Source organism: Solimonas marina (genome assembly GCF_012241385.1).
Taxonomy (GTDB): Bacteria; Pseudomonadota; Gammaproteobacteria; order Nevskiales; family Nevskiaceae; genus Solimonas; species Solimonas marina.
Genome location: NZ_JAAVXB010000003.1, coordinates 382,616 through 402,979 on the forward strand (window position 1 = coordinate 382,616; position 20,364 = coordinate 402,979).

At 66.0% G+C, this 20,364-nt stretch carries 13 protein-coding genes; 8 read left to right on the forward strand and 5 right to left on the reverse strand.

The window, feature by feature from the left end:
- The first annotated feature begins 2 nt into the window (after positions 1 to 2).
- Complete coding sequence (gene otsA / locus G7Y82_RS07995) at positions 3 to 1,418, forward strand: alpha,alpha-trehalose-phosphate synthase (UDP-forming) (RefSeq protein ID WP_168147492.1); 1,416 nt, start codon at positions 3 to 5, stop codon at positions 1,416 to 1,418.
- A gap of 18 nt (positions 1,419 to 1,436) precedes the next feature.
- Here otsA and G7Y82_RS08000 read toward each other — a convergent pair whose 3' ends face one another.
- The 3 genes from G7Y82_RS08000 to G7Y82_RS08010 form a co-directional block, all read right to left on the reverse strand.
- Positions 1,437 to 2,630 carry an MFS transporter gene (locus G7Y82_RS08000; RefSeq protein WP_168147493.1) on the reverse strand — a complete coding sequence of 398 codons (1,194 nt, stop codon included), beginning with the start codon at positions 2,628 to 2,630 and terminating at the stop codon, positions 1,437 to 1,439.
- 217 nt (positions 2,631 to 2,847) lie between these two features.
- On the reverse strand, positions 2,848 to 4,815 hold the full coding sequence (gene acs / locus G7Y82_RS08005; protein WP_168147494.1) for an acetate--CoA ligase: 1,968 nt from the start codon (positions 4,813 to 4,815) through the stop codon (positions 2,848 to 2,850).
- A gap of 396 nt (positions 4,816 to 5,211) precedes the next feature.
- Positions 5,212 to 6,240: a CE1 family esterase gene (locus G7Y82_RS08010; protein ID WP_168147495.1), complete on the reverse strand. Its 1,029-nt coding sequence runs from the start codon at positions 6,238 to 6,240 to the stop codon at positions 5,212 to 5,214.
- Positions 6,241 to 6,385: 145 nt separating this feature from the next.
- Between G7Y82_RS08010 and G7Y82_RS08015 the strand changes: the two genes are divergently transcribed.
- Positions 6,386 to 7,339, forward strand: a complete 954-nt coding sequence (locus tag G7Y82_RS08015) for an aldo/keto reductase (RefSeq protein ID WP_168147496.1) — start codon at positions 6,386 to 6,388, stop codon at positions 7,337 to 7,339.
- Between the two features lie 7 nt (positions 7,340 to 7,346).
- On the opposite strand, the gene G7Y82_RS08020 is transcribed toward G7Y82_RS08015, so the two are convergent.
- Complete coding sequence (locus tag G7Y82_RS08020; protein ID WP_168147497.1) at positions 7,347 to 10,148, reverse strand: tetratricopeptide repeat protein; 2,802 nt, start codon at positions 10,146 to 10,148, stop codon at positions 7,347 to 7,349.
- Positions 10,149 to 10,347: 199 nt separating this feature from the next.
- Between G7Y82_RS08020 and G7Y82_RS08025 the strand changes: the two genes are divergently transcribed.
- The 4 genes from G7Y82_RS08025 to G7Y82_RS08040 all read left to right on the forward strand — a co-directional run bounded on the left by G7Y82_RS08025 (position 10,348) and on the right by G7Y82_RS08040 (position 16,098).
- Complete coding sequence (locus G7Y82_RS08025) at positions 10,348 to 12,381, forward strand: hypothetical protein (protein WP_168147498.1); 2,034 nt, start codon at positions 10,348 to 10,350, stop codon at positions 12,379 to 12,381.
- A 183-nt stretch (positions 12,382 to 12,564) separates the two neighbouring features.
- Positions 12,565 to 13,404, forward strand: coding sequence for a 23S rRNA (adenine(2030)-N(6))-methyltransferase RlmJ (locus G7Y82_RS08030; protein ID WP_168147499.1), 840 nt, complete (start codon positions 12,565 to 12,567; stop codon positions 13,402 to 13,404).
- Between the two features lie 17 nt (positions 13,405 to 13,421).
- Positions 13,422 to 13,955, forward strand: coding sequence for an NUDIX hydrolase (locus G7Y82_RS08035; RefSeq protein WP_168147500.1), 534 nt, complete (start codon positions 13,422 to 13,424; stop codon positions 13,953 to 13,955).
- 103 nt (positions 13,956 to 14,058) lie between these two features.
- On the forward strand, positions 14,059 to 16,098 hold the full coding sequence (locus tag G7Y82_RS08040; protein ID WP_168147501.1) for an EAL domain-containing protein: 2,040 nt from the start codon (positions 14,059 to 14,061) through the stop codon (positions 16,096 to 16,098).
- Positions 16,099 to 16,109: 11 nt separating this feature from the next.
- On the opposite strand, the gene G7Y82_RS08045 is transcribed toward G7Y82_RS08040, so the two are convergent.
- Positions 16,110 to 16,697, reverse strand: coding sequence for a phosphatase PAP2 family protein (locus G7Y82_RS08045; RefSeq protein WP_206370456.1), 588 nt, complete (start codon positions 16,695 to 16,697; stop codon positions 16,110 to 16,112).
- 302 nt (positions 16,698 to 16,999) lie between these two features.
- Between G7Y82_RS08045 and thiC the strand changes: the two genes are divergently transcribed.
- Both thiC and G7Y82_RS08055 read left to right on the forward strand, forming a co-directional pair.
- Positions 17,000 to 18,889 (forward strand): phosphomethylpyrimidine synthase ThiC, encoded by a 1,890-nt coding sequence (gene thiC / locus G7Y82_RS08050; RefSeq protein ID WP_168147502.1) that lies wholly within the window; start codon positions 17,000 to 17,002, stop codon positions 18,887 to 18,889.
- A gap of 32 nt (positions 18,890 to 18,921) precedes the next feature.
- Entirely contained in the window at positions 18,922 to 20,178 is a 1,257-nt protein-coding gene (locus tag G7Y82_RS08055) for a DUF2254 domain-containing protein (protein WP_168147503.1), read from the forward strand.
- Positions 20,179 to 20,364: the final 186 nt, after the last annotated feature.

The window sequence follows — 20,364 nt, forward strand, 5'->3', positions numbered from 1 at the left end:
CCATGAGTCGGCTGGTCGTCGTTTCCAATCGTGTCGGACCCTTACGGGGGGCGACCAAGGCCGGTGGCCTGGCGGTGGCGCTGGCCGATGCGCTGCGAACGCGGCGCGGGTTGTGGTTCGGCTGGAGTGGCGAGGTCCGCGACGGGCCGCAAGGCCACGAGGTGCAGGCGCAGAGCCTGGGCGGTGTGACCCGCGCTGTGATCGATCTGACTTCGACGGAGCACGACGATTACTACAACGGGTTTGCGAACCGTTGCCTGTGGCCGCTCTTTCATTTCCGCCTGGATCTGGCGACTTTCGACCGCCGCTATTACGAAGGCTACCAGCGTGCCAATCAACGCTTCGCGCAGGCGCTGACGCCGTTGCTGCGAGACGACGATCTGATCTGGGTGCACGACTACCACTTGCTGCCGTTTGGCGAGACCTTGCGCGACATGGGCGCGCGGCAACGGCTGGGGTTCTTCCTGCACATCCCGTGGCCGGTTCGCGAGATTCTCACGGCGTTGCCGCATCACGAGCATCTCGTGCGGGCCTTGTTCTCGTACGATCTGGTCGGGTTCCAGACCGAGGCCGATCTGCTGCGCTTCCAGGACTATGTGCTGCGTGAAGCAGGCGGCTCGCAGCGCGGCAATCGTCTGTACGCCTACGGCCGCTCGGTGATTGCGCAGGCTTATCCGATCGGCATCGACACGGATCAGTTCGCCACACTGGCAGCGAGTGATGAAGCCGGGCACGAAGCGGCCAAGCTCAAGGCGGCGATCTTCGACCGCACGCAGATCGTCGGCGTCGATCGGCTCGATTACACCAAGGGGCTGCCGGAGCGCTTCCAGGCCTACGAGAAGTTGCTCGAGCTTTATCCCGAGGCGCACGGCCAGGTCAGTTTTCTGCAAATCGCACCGACCTCGCGTGGCGAAGTGCAGGAATACATCGACATTCGCCATCAGCTCGATGCGCTGGCCGGACACATCAACGGCCGCTTCGCGCAGCTCGACTGGACGCCGTTGCGCTACATCAACCGTGCGATCACGCGGCGGCAGCTGGCGGGTATTTATCGTGCGAGCCGCATCGGACTGGTCACGCCGCTGCGTGACGGCATGAACCTGGTTGCCAAGGAATATGTCGCGGCCCAGGACCCGGACAATCCGGGCGTGCTGGTGCTGTCGCGCTTTGCGGGTAGTGCCAAGCAGATGGCGGCGGCATTGATCGTCAACCCGTACGACCCGGTCGGCGTCGCCGAAGCGATCGAGACGGCGCGGCACATGCCGCTGGCGCAGCGCCGCGATCGCCACCGGGCCTTGATGCACGAGTTGCGTCGCAGCGATGTCGCGAGCTGGAGTCAGAACTTCCTGACCGCACTCGACCACGCTGTTGCCGCGGTGCCGCCCGGAGTGCCGGCGATCGAGGAAGCCGCCGGCTGATTCGGACTTGATCCGGACTCAGGTGGCGTCGGCGAGTACCGACGGCGTGCGCTTTTCGAGTTGCTGACTGATCAGGACCAGAACGATGCCGATCGCCGCGATGGTCGAGGCGGCGTAGCACAGCGCCGGATAATCGAAGCCGCGCGCCAATACGGCGGAGCCGATGAACGCACCGCCGGCGTTGCCGAGATTGAACGCGCTCTGGTTGAGTGTCGATGCCAGTAAGGGGGCGTCGCCGGCCTGTTGCATCGCGCGGCCCTGAAGCCCGGCGTTGGGCAGAAAGCAGGTAATGCCGAGCGCGAACACGCCGACGATTGCGATCCCCGCGTGGTGCAGGCCGGCGGCGAACAGCAGATAGCTGACGATCGAGATCGCGAGCAGCACGATCAAACCCGGCATCAGCTTCCAGTCGGCAACACGACCGCCGACCAACATGCCGATCGTGGCGCCGGCGCCGAACAACACCAGTACCGCGCTGACGGCGTCGGCCGACAGGCCGGCATCGCGCAGGATCGGCGCGATGTACGTGAACAGCGTGAAGACGCCGCCGAAGCCGAAGATCGTGATCAGCAGCGCGAGAAGGACCTGGGTCTTGCCGAGCACACGGATCTCGTCACCGAGATGACTGGCGGGCATCGAGTCGAGCGTCGGCACGAAGCGCTGGATGCCGGCCAGTGCCAGCACGCCGAGCGCCGTCACGATCCAGAACGTCGTGCGCCAGCCGAAGCTGTCGCCGATCATCGCCCCGAGCGGGACGCCGACCACGTTGGCGACGGTCAGTCCGGCAAACATCAGGGCGATGGCACGTACGCGCTGCGCCGGTGGTGCGATGAAGCCGGCGACCACGGCGGCGGTGCCGAAGAACGAACCGTGCGAGAACGCGGCGACGAAGCGCGCCACCATCAGCACCTCATAACTCGGCGAGATGGCGCAAAGCAGATTGCCGACGATGAAGATGGTCATCAACAGCAGCAGTGCCGGCTTGCGCGGCAGGCGCACGGTGGCGACGGCGAGTATCGGGCCGCCGATGACGACGCCCATGGCGTAGCCCGACACCAGCAGGCCGGCGCGCGGAATCGATACGTGCAGGTCTCCGGCGATCTGCGGCAGCAGACCCATGACGACGAACTCGGTGGTGCCGATCGCAAATGCGGCGATCGCCAGCGCCAGGATCGGCAGGCGGTTATAGGAAGCGGAAGGTGCGGCGGGCATGAGGCTCGGCGACTGGGCGGTACGCCGGGCATCAGCGCAGCGCACCGCGAGTGGGGGATATGGCAGAGTCTACGGGCGGCCACATCACGTCCCGGTGTCGGCTGCATGAAAAAAATTTCAGTATGTGCGCAGACGCCTGGGCCTGTTCGCGATTCGCGTTCACCGGCCTTGGCAGGCCCGCACGCGGTCGGCGCGTGCGGGCCTTCGGCGATGTGCCTTATTCCTTGCCGGCGAGCTGCGCGACGATGCCGGGGTTTTCCAGCGTCGAAATGTCCTGCGTGATCTCCTCGCCCTTGGCGATCGAGCGCAGCAGACGGCGCATGATCTTGCCGGAGCGGGTCTTTGGCAGGTTGTCGGCGAAGCGGATTTCGTCGGGCTTGGCGAGTGCACCGATCTCGCGGCCGACGTGTTCGCGCAATTCCTTCGTCAGCTTCTCGGCGGCGGCACCGATCGGCCGATCGCCACGGCAGATCACGAACGCGAAGACGCTCTCGCCCTTGACCTCGTGCGGGCGGCCGACCACGGCGGCTTCGGCGACCTGCGGATGGCTGACCAGCGCGCTTTCGATTTCCATCGTGCCCAGGCGGTGGCCGGAGACATTGAGCACGTCATCAACGCGGCCGAGGATCCAGTAGTAACCGTCCGCGTCGCGGTGCGTCGAGTCGCCCGCCACGTAGTACTTGTTGTTGAACTGGCCCCAGTAGGTCTTGATGTAGCGCTCGTTGTCGCCCCACACCGTGCGCAGCATCGACGGCCACGGCTTGGTCACGACCAGATAGCCGCCGGCATCCGGGCTGGTCAGGATCTCGCCGGCTTCGTCGACGACCTCGACGGCGATACCCGGCAAGGGCTTGGTGCACGAGCCCGGCTTGGCCGGCACCGCGCCCGGAATCGGCGCGATCATGATGGCGCCGGTTTCGGTCTGCCACCAGGTGTCGACGATCGGCAGCTTCTCCTTGCCGATCACCGTGTGGAACCACATCCACGCTTCCGGGTTGATCGGTTCACCGACGCTGCCGAGCAGGCGCAGCTTCGACAGGTCGTACTGCTTCGGCCAGTCGTCGCCGAGCTTCATCAGCGCGCGAATCGCGGTCGGCGCGGTGTAGAAGATCGTCACGCCGTGCTCCTGGCAGATCTTCCAGAAGCGGCCGGCGTCCGGCACCGTCGGCGCGCCTTCGTACATCAGGATCGTCGCGCCGTTGGCGAGCGGTCCGTAGGCGACGTAGCTGTGGCCGGTGATCCAGCCGACGTCGGCGGTGCACCAGAACACGTCATCGTCGCGCAGGTCGAAAACCCACTGGCAGCTCATCGTCGCGCCGAGCAGGTAGCCGCCCGTCGAATGCTGGATGCCCTTCGGTTTGCCGGTCGAACCGGAGGTGTAGAGCAGGAACAGCGGATGCTCGGATTCGACCCATTCCGGCTCGCAACGCGCCGGCTGCGCCGCCACCGCCTCATGCCACCAGACGTCGCGTGTGGCGTCGAAGCCGACATCGTGGCCGGTGCGCTTGAGCACCAGCACCTTCTCGATGGTGTCGCAGCCCTGGGCCAGCGCTTCGTCGGCGGCCTTCTTCAGCTCGACGATGTGGCCAGCGCGATGCCCGCCGTCGGCGGTAATCAGCAGCTTGGCGCCAGCACCTTCGATGCGGTCCTTGAGCGACGATGACGAGAAGCCGCCGAACACGATGCTGTGGATCGCGCCGATGCGCGCGCAGGCCTGCATCGCGATCACCGCTTCCGGCACCATCGGCATGTAGATGACGACGCGATCGCCCTTGCCGACGCCGAACGACTTCAGCGCGTTGGCGGTGCGGCAGACTTCGGCGTGCAGCTCGCGATACGTGTAATTTTTCAGGTCGCCGGGCTCGCCCTCGAAGCGGATCGCGATCTTGTCGCCGCGCGCGTCGAGATGGCGGTCGAGACAGTTCGCCGACGCATTGAGCTTGCCGTCGGTGAACCAGGCGTAGTTCGGCGCCTGCGAATCGTCGAGCGCGGTCGTGAACGGTGTTTGCCAACCAAGCTCTTTCTTCGCCAGGTCCGCCCAGAAACCGACATGGTCGGCGGCGGCTGCGGCATGCAGCGCGGCGAGTCGGTCGCTATTGAGCCTGGCCTTTTCGATGAAGCCCGGCTGCGGGGGGAATACACGGGTCTCCGTCAGTACCGATTGCAGATTCTTGTTGTCAGCCATCCATCGTCTCCTGTGCCTCGGCGGCCGCAGCCGCCATCTTGTTCTGCGCTGGAGGTTCATTGTGCACCGACGCGCGTTTCGTTGCGGAAAAGGCCCGCGCGCGGCGCGGCGCCGCATCATTGCCCCGATGTGGTGGTGGCCGTGAAGCGTGTGGATTCGGCCCATCAGACTAAAAGCACATACCGCCGAGGACGTGTTCGCGGTACTTATTGCATCAGCATCGATGACTGCGATGCGATGCGCGGCGACCCCGGCCGGCATCTCATCCGTGGCCCGCCATTGCGGCGGTGCCGTCATTCAGTCTCTTTGCGCTTGTCCTGGTCGTCCCCAGGCTTGCGCCGCCGCCGAATCCGTCCCGGCGGCGGCGTATTTTTACGTCGTTGTCCGTCTACATCCTCAGGGCATCGGGTGTGCGGAGAAGAAGCTCCAGATTTCGCTGTTGGCGCTGAAGTCCTGGCTGGTCTTGCCGATCAGCGACTCGGACAGATACTGGCTGCCGCCCGGCCAGGTATGGCCGCCATTGTTGACGGTGTAGAGCCGTACCTCGCCGCCGCTGCCGCAACCCGTGTTGTCGCTGAGCGTCGTGGTCGTGCCGTCGTCGGCCGTATCCGGCAGGTCCGTGGTCGTCGTCGCGGACGCCGTGCAGTTATGCAGGGTTTCCCACAGCGCGTAGGCACTCGGCGCCGATTCGACACCGATGCGGCTGCCGTCGTACGGCACGATCGGATCGGCGGTGCCGGCGATGAACAGGATCGGGCGTGGCGACGCCGGGCTGCAAACCTTCGCGAGATTCGACGACACGGTGCCGGCGACGACTGCCGTGGCCGCGATGCGGTCAGACAGCTCGCAGGCCACGCGCTCGGCCATGAAGCCGCCGTTCGACATGCCGCTGATGTAGACGCGCTTGGCGTCGAGGTTCAGATAGCCGGTCAGGATGTCGACGACCTTGGCCAGGAAGCCGACGTCGTCGATGCCGTTCGAGTAGCCCGGATCATCGTTCCAGTCGCTGCCATCGGCTTCCGGCACGATCGCCCAGAAGCCGCTCGTCGCGACGTTGGCGCTGATCGACGTCATGTTGGCCTGTCCCTCCGACGTGGCGCCGGTGCCCGGCAGCATCATGAATGCGGCAGCGCCGCTGCTGCTCGTTTGCGGACGGATCACCAGGAAGTGTCGGGTGGTGTCGTCATGCGAGAAGCTGATGTCGAACGCGGCGGTCCCGCGCGCCAGCGTCAGCCAGTGGCTGTTGATGTAGACCAGCGAATTGGCCGTCCACTTCGAAGCGGTCTTGGTATCGGAGACCGTGAGGTCGCCGATCGAGCCCGTGTACTCGCCGACGAATCCGGAGACGGTCGTGGCGGCGCGAGCCGGCAGCGACATGAAGAGCGACGCACACAGTACGACGCAAGAAACAATGGACAGGCGCATGGATAAATCCTCCTAGTGCATTGAGCGTATCGACAGCGGCCGGGGTCGTGTTCACCGTTCATCTGCCCCGCATGGCGTTTCAGCCGCCCGCCGCCGCGTGCGAAAATCGACGCCCCGTTCCGCTGCCATCGAAGGACCGTTCATCATGAAAATGCGCACGCTTGGCCGTTCACCTCTCAAGGTTGCGCCGCTGGCATTCGGTGGCAACGTGTTCGGCTGGACGGCCGACGAGGCGACGTCGTTTGCTTTGCTCGATGCTTTCGTCGATGCCGGCTTCAATCTGGTCGACACGGCCGACGTCTATTCGTACTGGGTGCCCGGACATCGCGGTGGCGAATCTGAAACGGTGCTCGGCAAATGGCTCAAGCGCAGCGGCAACCGCGAGCGCGTCGTGCTCGCGACCAAGCTCGGCAAGCCGATGGGGCCGGATCTCCAGGGACTGTCGCCGGTTTATATCGCGCGTGCCGTCGAGGCGTCGTTGCAACGCCTGCAGACCGATTACATCGATCTGTATCAAGCGCACGACGATGATGCGCAGACGCCGTTGGCCGATACGCTAGGCGCGTTTTCGCGGCTGATCGAGCAGGGCAAGGTCCGGGTGATCGGGGCGTCGAACTACTCGGCGGCGCGGTTCGGTGAGGCCCTGGCCGTGGCCCAGCGTCACCTGCTGCCGCGCTACGAAACGCTGCAACCCGAGTACAATCTCTACGAGCGCTTCGCGTACGAGCGTGACTATGCGCCGCTGCTGGCCAGCGAGCAGGTCGGCGTCATTCCCTATTTCGCGCTGGCCAGCGGCTTTCTGACCGGCAAGTACCGCAGCGCCGCCGACTTTGCCGGCCGTGCGCGCGCCGGCATGCTGTCGCGCTACGACCAGCCGCGCGGCTGGCGCATCGTCGAGGCTCTGCACGATGTCGCAGCGCGCAGCGGCGCGACGCCGACGCAGTTGGCGATTGCCTGGCAGCTGGCGCGCCCGGAAATGACCGCGCCGATCGCCAGTGCCACGACGCTGACGCAACTCGGTGAGCTGTTGAAGGCGGCGACGCTGGAGCTGTCGGCGGCCGATCGCGCCGCGCTCGACGACGCCAGTCGCGAGGACTGAGTCAGCCTCAGAGCGGTGCGGTGGTGGCCACCGGTGTCGTGCCGTCGGCGCTGGGCAGCGCCGCAATCAGCTCGGCGCTGGCGCGCGTCATGCTGTAGCCGCTGCCGAAGTTTTCGCGGAACAGGTCTTCGGCCTGCTGCAGATAGTTCGTGGCTTCGACGCTGCGTTGCTCGCGTGCCAGCAGTCGGCCGAGCCCGAAATAAGTCCACGCCGTCCGGTTGTTGTTGGCCGGCATCCGCTGCGGGGCGAGTTCCAGCACGCGGCGAAAGCGCGTCTCGGCCGCTTGCGTGGCGCCATCGGCAGCTTCGGCCTCGGCGAGCAGGCGGGCGATGTCCAGCGAATGCGGGTGATCTTCGCCCAGCGCCGAAGTCGAGCGTTCGAGTGCGCCTTCGAGCATGTGTCGCGCCCGGGCGGCGTGGCCTTCCTCGATGTCGAGTTCGGCGATGCGCGTCAGCATCCGGCGCGTCCGGTAGTTTTCCTCGCCGAAGATCGAGCGGTATTGCGCCAGCGCGTGATCGAAATACCGGCGGGCCTCGGTGTCGCGGTGCTGCTTCAGACGAATGCTGCCCAGATGGTTGTAGCAGGAGATCGTCAATGGATGATTTTCGCCGAGCTTGTCGCGCGCGGTCTGCAGCGTCTGCTGGGCCAGCGACTCGGCCGCGTCGAAGCGCTCCTGCATGCGCAACATGTAGACCTTGCTCAGCGTCGGCCACAGTGCGTTGACGCTGTTCTCGCCATAGCGCTGGCGGGTGCGCTCGAGCACGCTGTCGACCAGCGATTCGGCTTCCTTCCAGTCGTGCGTTTCCGAGTCGACCTCGACGAGATTGGCGTCGATCTCGAGGCGTAGCGCGGCATCGTCCGCACGCAGCCGCGCGACATCGTCGCGCAGGGTGTGGAAGGCCTGACGCGCATCGCCGAAGTAGCCGTCTTCGAACAGCTCCCAGGCCAGCGCGCGGCGCAATTGCAGGCGCTCCGGATCATCGGCCGGCAGGGCGTCGCGGGTCCAGCGATCAAGGCGCGCGTACAGCTCGTGCGCGGCGCGCGGCTCGGCCAGGCGCAGCTCCAGCGCCGCCAGCCGACTCATCAGCGCGCGTCCGCTGGCGGTGGCCTCCGGATGCGCCGTCGACTGCACGGCGACGATGGTACTGCGCAGCACGTCACGCGCCTGATCCTCGAGTCCGAGCTGCGCATAGGCACGCGACAGGGTCAGTGCCAACTGCGTGCGCACCTCGGGTTGTTCGGCGAAGCGTTCGTTGAGACTTTCGGCGGCGGTGTCGAGCACCGACGCGACGGTGACGCGGGCGCCGCCGCCAGGGACGTAAGGATCGGCCGCGCCGAGCAGGTCGTCATTGACGAACAGGTTGACTGCACGCAGCGCGGCAGCTTCGGTCGTTGCACGATGTTCGAGCGCACGGGCGCGAACAAACAGGCCGGTGCTGAGCGCCAAGCCGGCACACAACGACGCGACCACCGCCAACTGCCAGCGGCGTCGGACGCGCAGCCGCTCGACCGCGGCGCGCGCGGCTTGCCCGGCGCGCAACGCGGCGGCCTGTTCAGCCTGTTCGCGTCGCTGCTGCTCGCGTTCGGCGCGCCGTGCCGGCAGCCGGCGCAGGCGGTCGGCAAGCCCGATCGCGTCACCGAGGCGGTGTTCGGGGTGGACGTCGGCGGCCAGGGCGATGTCCTCGCGCAGCAGCGGATCGTCGATGTCGCGTTCCCAGCCGGGCGCCAGCGGCCGGCGCAGATCGCCGATCACCAGCTGATACGTCATGACGCCCAGTGCGTAGATGTCGGAGCGTAGGGTCGGCGGTGCGCCGCCGAGCAGCTCGGGGGCGATGTAAAGCGCGGTGCCGGTGTCACCGCCACCGATTTCGATCTGCGAGAAGCCGATTTGTGTGAGCTTGAGGCGCTCGAGCAGTTCGCCGTCGACGCCGCCGTTGCCGAAGTCGCAGAGCACGACGTCGGGCAGCGGCGTACCGTTGTCGCGCAGCAACACATTCGACGGTTTCAGGTCCTTGTGCAGGATGCCGAGCAGGTGCGCCGCGGCAACCGCCTCGGCGATGCGCGCCGCCAGCTCGATGCGCTGCGCGGCGTCCAGCGCCTGGCTGCCGGTTTGTGCCGCCGGCCAGTGCTGCAGGCTGCCCAGGGGTTCGTCGCGTAGTTCAAGGAACCAGGGGCGATCCTCGAGGTTCCAGTCGAGAATTTCGGCGACTCGCAGGGACGCATCGGCGTGTTCGCCGAGGATGCGGAAGATCGTGATCTCGCGCTTCAGGGCAGCCAGGGCGTTACTGTCGTGCGCAAACTTGAAGACCCGGGTCTGGCCGGTCTTGCGGTGCCGGGCGCGCCAGACGTCGCGTTCCTCGAGGCGCGTCATCAATTCCCAGTTCGGCCGTCCGGGCGGGCTGTCTCCGGCTTGCAGCACGGTCGGCTCGACCGCCGCCGCCTGCACCTCGTCATGCCGGCACGGGCCTTCGAAACGGTAGCCGTAGCCGTGCACGGTGACGATCCGCTCGGCGCCATCCTCGCCAAGCGCTTCACGCAGCTTGGTGACGCACCGGGCGATGACGTTTTCCGTAACGATGCGGCCGGCCCAGATCGTTTCGATCAGCTCGTTTTTCGTCACCAGCTCACCGGCGCGCTGCAGCAGCACGATCAGCAAATCGAGTGGTTTGGGCTCGAGTTTGATCAGATTTTCGTCATGACGCAGTTCGCGGCGGGCCTCGTCGAGCACAAAACGCCCGAAGCTCCAACGCGTGGTGCGGCGCGCGGTGCTGGGGTCGACAGCGAGCTGGGGTGGGCGTTTTTTCGACACGACCGCGCGATGTTGCGCGATGCCATGCGTCGCGACAAGGACATTGGGTGCGGATTGCGTCGCCGTTCGTCAGAAATTCGTCAGAACTCGATCACGCCTTGCGAAGGACCTCGCGCGCCGCGCCGCCATAAGGTCGCCGACAGCCCCGATCGGCATGGGCCGGCCGGGGCGTTCTATCTCAATGGTGAGGGGGTTTGTCATGAAGGATCAGGGTTCCTTCCGTCAGCCGCAGCGGCTGACTTTGATGGCGGCGGTGCTGGCGGCGACGCAGCTCGTAGCCTGTGGCGGCGGTGGTGGCGGTAGCGACAGTGGCGGCGGTGGCGGCGATGGGGGTGGCGGCGGCACGCCGCCGCAGACCGTGGCGCTGAAGTTCAAGGGCATGGTGACCGACGCCCCGATCGCCAACGCCTCCGTCACCATTCATGTCGGCAATCAGACGTTTACCGGCACTGCCGATGCCAGCGGCGCCTATGCGATCGACGTCGAGATCGATGAAAGCGCGACCGGTGGCTTTGTGACGATCGATGCCAGCGGTGCGACCGGACAGGAGTTCGTCGCCTTCGAAAGCCTGGCCGGTACCTTCGCCGATCTGCTGACCGCGGCGGGCAGCGATGCGACGCTGACGTCGGATGAGGAATTCGCGACGCAGGTCACCAATGTTTCGACCGCCGAAGCGGCTTTGCTGCGCCGCGCCAACGGTGGCCAGGCGATTACCTCCGCGGCGATGAAGGACGCCCTGGCCAAGCAGATCAACGGCCAGGACGTGCTGGATCTGGCGACGGCGATCAAGCTGGCCGTCGACAATGCGAGCGCGTATCCATTGCCGTCCGGCTATACGACGACGCTGGCGCTGGCCAACGATACGACGGCCGCCGAGCAGTTCGTCACCGACGCCAAATCGCAGGACAGCGACACGTTCAACCAGACCCAGGCTGCGATCGCCAGCGATCCATCGCTGAACAAGCCGGTCGAGGCCGGCAGCGTGCCGTCGACGCTGACGTCGGCGCTGCTGTCGACCGATGCGGGTTTCACCTTCAACTACAGCAATCGCGTCACGTCCTACCAGTTCGCCAGTGACAATTCCGGGTCGGTGGCGACCGGCTCGTTCTATTCGGCGACGACCTGGACGGTCAGCGGTTCGCAGATCGACGTGACCTACGCCGCGCCGGTCGAGACGATCAGCTACGACTTCATCAACTGCGACGGCCAGATGCAGCAAGCCGAGGGGCACTATGTTTCGAACGGCCTGAAGCTGTCGATGATCAGCGACCGGACCCTGGCAACCACCGAAACGTCGACCGTCACCTATCCGGACTGCAGCAATCAGCAAGCGCAGTCGGTGACGGCCACCAGCGCCCGGACCCTCGTCAACGACGACGACTTCCTGGCCCTGACGACCGCCGACGTCGCCGATACCGTGCAGACCTTCTACGTCTATGACGCGACCCAGCAGGACGTGCATGCCGACGTTGCGCAAATCAATGCCGACGGGACTGGCGCAGCACTACTGACCGGTCAGAGCTTCACTTGGTCGATCGACGGCGCCGGGGCGGTCAAGGTGACGTTCTCGAACGGCGTCACGGCGCGCTATCGCTCGCTGCGCGAAGTCGATGATTTCACCGACGATCTGTTCTACGAAATCGACACCGGCAATGCCCGCTATGTCGACGCCGGTGCGCAGGTCGACGTCGATCCGGCCTACGAGACGACCCTCGACGATCCGAGCGAGGTTCCGGGCACCTACTATCAGTTCGGCGTCGGCGACGAGGCCTACCCGGATCTCGATCTGAAAGGTTTCCGTCTGCGCTTCGACACCGGTGGCACCGGCTCGCAAGCGCTCGACTACTACCTCGACAACGGAACCTATGTCGACGACACGTCGGCGACGGTGCCTGCCTATGCGTTCCGCTGGACGCTGGAGAGCGACAACATCGCGGTGCGTCGCACCTACAACCTCGACACGCAGAGCTACGACAACTGTGCCGCGGGGACGTCGGGTTGCTTCCTCTACGACGAGCGTCGCATCTATCCGCTGGTCGATGACGGCAACCGCTATTACGTGCTCGAAGTGCGGCGCATGGACAGCAACACGTCCGTCACGTCGTCGACGCCGTATACGGCCCTGGTGCGCTACTACGACTACGTAGCGCCGCAGAGCGCAGCGCGTGCGACGCCGCCAGCGTCGGCGCGGCGCATGCCGTCCCAGGCGACGCGTGGCGCCACCATGCGCTGAGCGCCTGCACGGTCGGGGAAGCGGGGGCGGCCGGTGCTGCCCCCGCAGGATTGACGCGGTGCCGAGAGCTCCCCGGCACCGCGTCCTTTTATGGGCGCGTTATGGGCGCGAGCTGTTTGCCCGTGATGGGCACGTCGGTTCGACGGCCTGTGCAGCGCGGCGTGCGGCACGGGATAATGCCGCGTGCACTACCAACATCGTTTTCACGCCGGCAACTTTGCGGACGTTCACAAGCACGTGCTGCTGTGTGCGCTGCTGCGCGCGCTGAGTCGCAAGGACTCACCCTGGGCCTATGTCGAAACGCATGCCGGTGGTGGGGCTTACGACCTTGCCGACGAAGCCGCCAGCCGCACGGCAGAGTTCCACGACGGCATTGCGCGGCTGTACGCGCGCGACGATGCGCCGCCGGCGGTTGCCGCCTACCTTGAAGTCGTGCGCACGCTCAATGCCCATGCGGCGCTGCGTCGCTACCCGGGCTCTCCGCGGTTTGCCACCCATTACGCACGCGGCAGCGATCGCATCGTGCTGTGCGAGCGCGAGCCGGCGATCGCTGCGACCCTGAAGGCCGAACTGGCGGCCGACCCGCATGTGGCGATTCACCAGCGCGATGGCTATGAGGCGACGGCACTGCTGCCACCGCGCGAGAAGCGCGGTCTGGTCCTGGTCGACCCGCCGTTCGAGCGCCCCGATGAGTTCGATGCGGCGGCCGCGTTTCTCGAACGCGCGCTGACGCGTTTCGCCAACGGCGTGTTCGCGATCTGGTATCCGTACAAGAAGCGCTTCGATACCGAGCGCTTCTTGCGCCGCCTGCGCCGCGACTGCCCGCGCGAGGCGATCAACTACACCCTGGAAACCGGGGCGCCGAGCGCCGGGCAGATGCATGCCTGCGGGCTGCTCGTCGTCAACCCGCCGTACAGCTTCGTCGGCGAGGCCGAGGCCGCGCTGCCGTGGCTGGCCCAGCGCCTCGCGCAGGGGCCTGCGGCCGCCGCACGCGCCGAGCCCTGGCGCCCCGGCAAACCCTGAGAGGACGCAGAAACGACATGGACGACGCGACGATCGAGACCCTCTATCGAGGCAAATTCCTGGCGCTTCAGCGTGATCGGCACTGGGAATACGTCAGCCGCGTCAACAGCAGCGGTGCCGGATTCATCGCCGCGTTGACCGATGCCGGTGAGCTGCTGCTCGTTGAACAATATCGGCTGCCGCTGCACGCGCGGACCATCGAGCTGCCGGCCGGCATGATTGGCGATGAAGTGGGCCTTGAACACGAAAGCGTCGAGGCTTCGACGATGCGTGAGCTCGAAGAAGAAACCGGCTATCGCGGCACGCAGGCGCAGGTGCTGCTGTCCGGGCCGGTGGCCGCCGGTATGACCAGCGAGATGCTGCATCTGGTGCGCATTCGTGGCCTGACCCAGGTCGGGGCTGGCGGCGGCGTGGCCGGCGAGGACATTACCGTGCATCGGGTGCCGCTGGCCGAAATCGACGGCTGGCTGCGCGGCAAGGCGACCGAAGGTCTGCTGATCGAGCCGCGCATCTACGCGGCGCTGTATTTCATCCATCGTGATGGCGCGTAACGCTCCGCCGCGCTGCGTGGGCTGTTGATGCGGCGCCGGGATCGGGGGTTTCCCGTCTCGATTTTGCACGTTCCTGTCTTTTTGTGGGGGTGGTCCTGACCGTTTGGCGGCCGCTGGCGGCGGCTGGTCCGCCGTTGCCGGTTTCCGGAAACGCCGCGTTGTTAACTCCGGATTGAATGTCCGTCGGCCGGGAAGGGGCCGGCTGGCCTTCGTCTTTGACGAGCGGGCGATATCGCCGCACCCCGGTGCGGGGCCAGGCGCCTGCCACGTCGAAAAGGAATTCTGCGGTTGGGCTGAGGGAGTGGTGTCGATGATGCACAGCAAGCGTGAGGTCGTGAACGAGGCGTACGAGCGCGAGCGCTTGATCGTATTGCGGCGGCTGGGCCTGCTCGATACCGGGCCGGAAGAGTCCTTCGACCGGATGACGGCGCTCGCCGCGAAGATCTTCGGGGTGCCGATCGCGGCGATCTCCCTGATCGATGAACACCGCCAGTGGTTCAAGTCTCGCGTCGGCTTCGACGTCGAGGAAACACCGCGATCGGTGGCGTTCTGCGCCCACGTGATCGGACCCGGCGACGCTGAGACCCTGGTCGTCCCGGACGCCAGTCGCGATCCGCGCTTTGCCGACAATGAATTGGTCACGGCCGAGCAGGGACTGCGCTTCTACGCCGGCGCGCCGCTGGTCACCGACCATGGTTACAAGATTGGCTCGCTGTGCATCGCCGACCATACGCCGCGCCAATTCACGGCCGAGGATGTCATCCGCCTCGAGGGTTTGGCGGAACTGGTCGTCGAACAGATCGAGTGTCGCCGTCGCATGGCGTTCACCGACGTCGGGACCGGCTTGCCGAATGTCTACCAGCTCCACGATGACCTGCAAAAGCTGGCGGATGCGAAGCCGATGCTCGACACGTCCGTGGTACTGATTGAGCCGCTGGAGCCGTCGGGGCTGCCGATGCTGTTGCGCGCTCAGGGTGCCGAGGAAATCGACCGCAATGTCCTGATCTTTGCCGGCCGGGTCGCGGCGCTGGCGCCTGGGCTGCGTGTCTACCGGGTTGGCCTGACGCGGCTGGTGCTGGTGCGCAGCGCGGTTCCGGAGCCGGATATGCAGTTCTGGTTGACCGAACTCGAGCAAGGACTGTGCGAGCCGCTGATGTTCACGCAAGGGTCGATCCGCATGTCGCCACATTTCGGTATCGCGCGCCTGCGGTCTGGCCCCGATGCCGGCAGTCTCGCCGTGCGCGAGGCCTTGGCGGCGGCACAGGATGCGATGGAACGGCACCGGCCCTGGGCGCGCTTCGACGCCGCCCATGAGGCGACGCGCCAACGACCGTTCGAGCTGCGACGCTCATTGCGCTCGGCTTTGGCGGCGCATGAGGAGCAATTTTCGCTCGAGTTTCGTCCCCGGCTCGATTTGCAGCGCGAGGTCTGCGATGCCGTCGAAGCGCGGGTCGTCTGGCGACATCCGCGGCTGGGGCGCATCGACGAGGACGAGTTGCTGCAGGCTGCCGACCGCGTACGTGTCCGGGCCCAGCTGACCACCTGGACGGTCAGCGAGGCGGTGCGGCAACTGGCGATCTGGCGCGAGTGCGGCCTGCAGCTTCGCGTCGCCATCAACCTGTCATCCGCCGATTTTCGCGATGGCATGCTTGCCGATCGCCTGCTGACGATGTTCGCGCTGCGTGGCGCGGAGCCGCGTCACTTTGAATTCGAACTGTCCGAGCTGACGTTCAGTTCCGATCCCGACGGCATCGAGCCGCAGTTGCGTGCGCTGCGCCGTGCCGGGTGCGCCATCGTCGTCGACAACTTCGGCACCGCCGCGCATCTGTTCGCGCTGCTGCCGCGCATTCCGGCCGCCACGGTCAAGGTGGGCGCGATGTTCGTACATTCGATCGCCGCGAAAGACCCCCTGATGCAGCGCTTGCCTCGCGCCGTGGTGTCGTATGCGCACGACTCGGGCTACCGGGTGCTGGCCGACGGCGTATCCGATCAACGGACGCTCGAGGCCTTGCGCGAACTCGGCTGCGAGGGCGTGCAGGGCGATATGGTGGCGCCAGCACTCCCAGGCGAGGCGATCCTCGACTGGTTGTCCGTACGCGATGCCGGCCGCTGCGGCGAAGGCATGACGGACGACATCGGCTGACGCTGGCCGTCTCAGGGCGCGAACGCGAAGCTCAGCTGCACGCCGACCGCATGCGGCTCCATCATCGGTGCGACGCTGACCCGTGACGCATCGACATAGGGGGTCGTGATCAGCTTGGAGACACCCCAGGACAGCGCGCAGCCGGCGATGACGTCGCGCCAGTGGTGGTAGTGCTCGTCGACACGGGAATAGGCGGTGAACAGCGCCGTCGCGTATAGCGGTGCGCCGTACTGCCAGCCGTAGCGGTCACTCAGGAATGCCGCCGCCGAGCACGCTGCCGAGGTGTGGCCGGACGGGAAGGACTCATTGCCGCCGTTGGGGCGGGTGCCCCAGCGGGTGTGATCGACGCTGTATTTCAGCGCCTCGGTGGCGGCGAACACCGCGGCGAAGTTGTAGGCGTACTGCTTGGTCCCCTGATAATCGCCCTTGTAAAGCGTGACGCCGACGGCGATCAGGGGGTTGAGGACCTGGAAGGTATCGCCCGCCGCCAGATCCGGGTCGTCCTGCCATTCCTTGCCGATGCTTTCGGCATTCGCCGTCCCGATGCCGCACGCCGCCACGGCCATTGCCAGTGCCGTGCCCAGGTAAATCGACCGCATGTTGTCCCGCCCCTTTCGCTCAATGGGCGTGACTGTGTCGACGGATGCGTCAATGGCGCGTGCAGTGACCGTCAACGGAATGTCGAGGGCGGCGGCCCCGGGCCGGGCGGCGCGGTTTCCGGCGACCAGCGGTCGCGCTAAGCTAGTCGCTGCAGCCGGGGGTGCCGTCGCGGATCGTGACGGCTGAGATAAGACCCTTGGAACCTGGCCGGTCCCCCATTCATACCGGCGAAGGGAAGGCTCGCGGGCGCCGTTGATCGGCTTCCGTTCGCGTTCGCTTCGCCGCCACGCAGGTGATGACGATGAGCGCAGTCGTACAGGACATCTTCCGCAAGGCCGACGAGCTGTCGGCGGAAGTCCGCCAACCGTTTCCGCAGAGCCGCAAGATCTACGTGCCCGGTCCCGCCGGCATGCGCGTGCCGATGCGCGAGATCTCGCTGAACGCGACGCGGACCGCAGACGGCATCGAGCCGAATCCGCCGGTCACCGTCTATGACACCTCGGGGCCGTACTCGGACCCGGACGTGAAGATCGATCTGCGCGCCGGCCTGGCGCCGCTGCGTGACGCCTGGATCGACGCGCGTGGCGACACCGAGCAGCTGCGCGGGCCGAGCTCGATCTACGGCCGCATCCGCGCCGCCGACGACAAGACCGCCGAGCTGCGCTTCGAGCACATTCGCGCGCCGCGCAAGGCCAAGGCCGGCGCCAACGTCAGCCAGATGCACTACGCGCGGCAAGGCATCATCACGCCGGAAATGGAGTTCATCGCGATTCGCGAGAACGCCCGTCTCGCCGAGCTGCGCGACAGCTACGAGAAGGCCGGCTATCTGCGCCGCCAGCATGCCGGCAACAGCTTCGGTGCGTTCCTGCAGAAGGAAATCACGCCGGAATTCGTGCGCAGCGAAGTGGCGCGCGGCCGCGCGATCATTCCCGCCAATATCAACCACCCGGAACTCGAGCCGATGATCATCGGCCGTAACTTCCGCGTGAAGATCAACGCCAACATCGGCAACAGCGCGGTGTCGTCGTCGATCGCCGAGGAAGTCGAAAAGATGGTGTGGTCGACGCGCTGGGGCGGCGACACGGTGATGGACTTGTCGACCGGCAAGAACATTCACGAAACGCGCGAGTGGATCCTGCGCAACTCGCCCGTGCCGATCGGCACCGTGCCGATCTACCAGGCGCTGGAAAAGGTCAACGGCAAGGCCGAGGAACTGACCTGGGAGCTGTTCCGCGACACGCTGATCGAGCAGGCCGAGCAGGGCGTCGACTACTTCACGATCCACGCCGGCGTGCTGCTGCGCTACATCCCGTGGACGGCCAACCGTGTCACCGGCATCGTCAGCCGCGGCGGTTCGATCATGGCCAAGTGGTGCCTGGCGCATCACCAGGAGAACTTCCTCTACACGCATTTCGCCGAGATCTGCGACATCATGAAGGCCTATGACGTGTCGTTCTCGCTCGGCGACGGCCTGCGCCCCGGTTCGATCGCCGACGCCAACGACGAGGCGCAGTTCGGCGAGTTGCACACGCTGGGCGAGCTGACCAAGATTGCCTGGGAACACGATGTACAGACCATGATCGAAGGCCCCGGCCACGTGCCGATGCAGATGATCAAGGAGAACATGGACGAGCAGCTGCAGCACTGTTTCGAGGCGCCGTTCTACACGCTGGGCCCCCTGACCACTGACATCGCGCCGGGTTACGACCACATCACGTCCGGCATCGGTGCCGCCAACATCGGCTGGTACGGCTGCGCGATGCTCTGCTACGTGACGCCGAAAGAGCATCTCGGCCTGCCGGACAAGGACGATGTGCGCGAAGGCATCATCACCTACAAGATCGCCGCGCATGCCGCCGATCTGGCCAAGGGCTTCCCCGGCGCGCAGGTGCGCGACAACGCACTGTCCAAGGCGCGTTTCGAATTTCGCTGGGAGGACCAGTTCAACCTCGGCCTCGATCCGGAAAAGGCGCGTGAATTCCACGACGAAACGCTGCCGCAGGAAGGCGCGAAGCTCGCGCACTTCTGCTCGATGTGCGGCCCGCACTTCTGCTCGATGAAGATCACCCAGGACGTGCGTGAATACGCCGCCAAGGTCGGCGCCGACGAGCAGGCCGCGTTTGAACAGGGCATGGCCGAGAAATCGGCCGAATTCAAACAGAGCGGTGCGGAGGTTTATCGCAAGCTGTAAGCCCGCATTCCTGGAGCGCGCTAAACAACCGCATGACCTCGAAATTCCAGTTCCTGCTGTCGCGCTTCAACCGGCAGCTTTGGGTGCGCGTGGCGCTGTACGGAATCGTCGGCGTCGTCACTGCACTGGTGGCGGCGCTGTTCGGACCTTATCTGCATTTCGACAACGCGAAATGGCTGGGGTCCGGTGCGGTCAAGGATCTGCTGACGATCATGGCGTCGAGCATGCTGGCGGTCGCCACGTTCTCGCTGTCGACGATGGTCAGCGCATTCTCGGCGGCGTCGAGCAGTGCGACGCCGCGCGCCTCGATCCTGCTGATCGAGGACAAGAGCGCACAGCAGGCCTTGTCGACCTTTATCGGTGCGTTCGTGTTCAGCATTGTCGGGCTCATCGCGCTCGGCACGGACATCTACGGTGCATCCGGGCGTGTGCTGATGTTCGGCGTGACGGTCGTGATGATCGGCCTGGTGGTCGTCACGCTGATGAACTGGATCGATCAGCTTGCGCGCTTCGGTCGCGTCGCCGAAACCATCGACCGTGTCGAGCAAGCGACCGAAAAGGCATTGCTCGAACGCGCCCGCTTGCCCCGGCTGGGCGCGATGCCGGCACGAGCGGTCGCGGATGGCGCTGCCGACATTCGCGCGCCACGCGTCGGCTATATCCGGCACATCGATGTCGGCCGCTTGCAGGCGCTCGCCGAACGTGCGGAGTTGCAGATTCATGTGCACTGCACGCCGGGCAGCTTCGTCGATCCCGCCAACGCCTTGGTTCGCGTCGAAGGTGCCTGTAACGACGAGGCGCGAGACACGATCCTCGGCGCTTTCACGATCGCTGGCAGCCGTACCTTCGAGCAGGACCCGCGCTTCGGGCTGGTGGTGCTGGCGGAAATCGCGTCGCGTGCGCTGTCGCCGGCGGTCAACGATCCGGGGACGGCGATCGACGTGGTCGGCACGGTTGCGCGGCTATTGCACGCCTACGCCGAAACCCGCGTAAGCCGTGCCGTCGCCGAGCCAAGCTTCACGCGCGTATTCATCGAAGGCGTCGATCTGGAGGCCCTGTTCGATGATGTGTTCCGGCCGATTGCGCGCGACGGTGCGGGCATGGTCGAGGTCGGACTGATCCTGCAGCGCACACTGGCATCGCTGCGTGACGCCAGTGGTGACGACGAGATCACGACCGCAGCACGTCGCCACGCACATGAGGCGCTCGTGCGCGGTGAAGCGGCGCTGTCGTTCGAGCGCGACCGGGAGGTGTTGCGTGATGCGTATCGCCGGGCGGGTGGCGTGTAGGCGCAGCCCTTGTCGCGGGTCATGCAGCTTGCCCGAATGCGCGATGGCCTGATCGCCTCGCGTTCGCGATCAAGTCGGATCATTGGCCGTTGGTGATGCGCGCGCCGGCGTTCGTCGGCATCGAGCGCTACAGCGTGCCGACGACGTTTACGGTGTCGCACACACCCGGCCGATGCGGACTGCAAT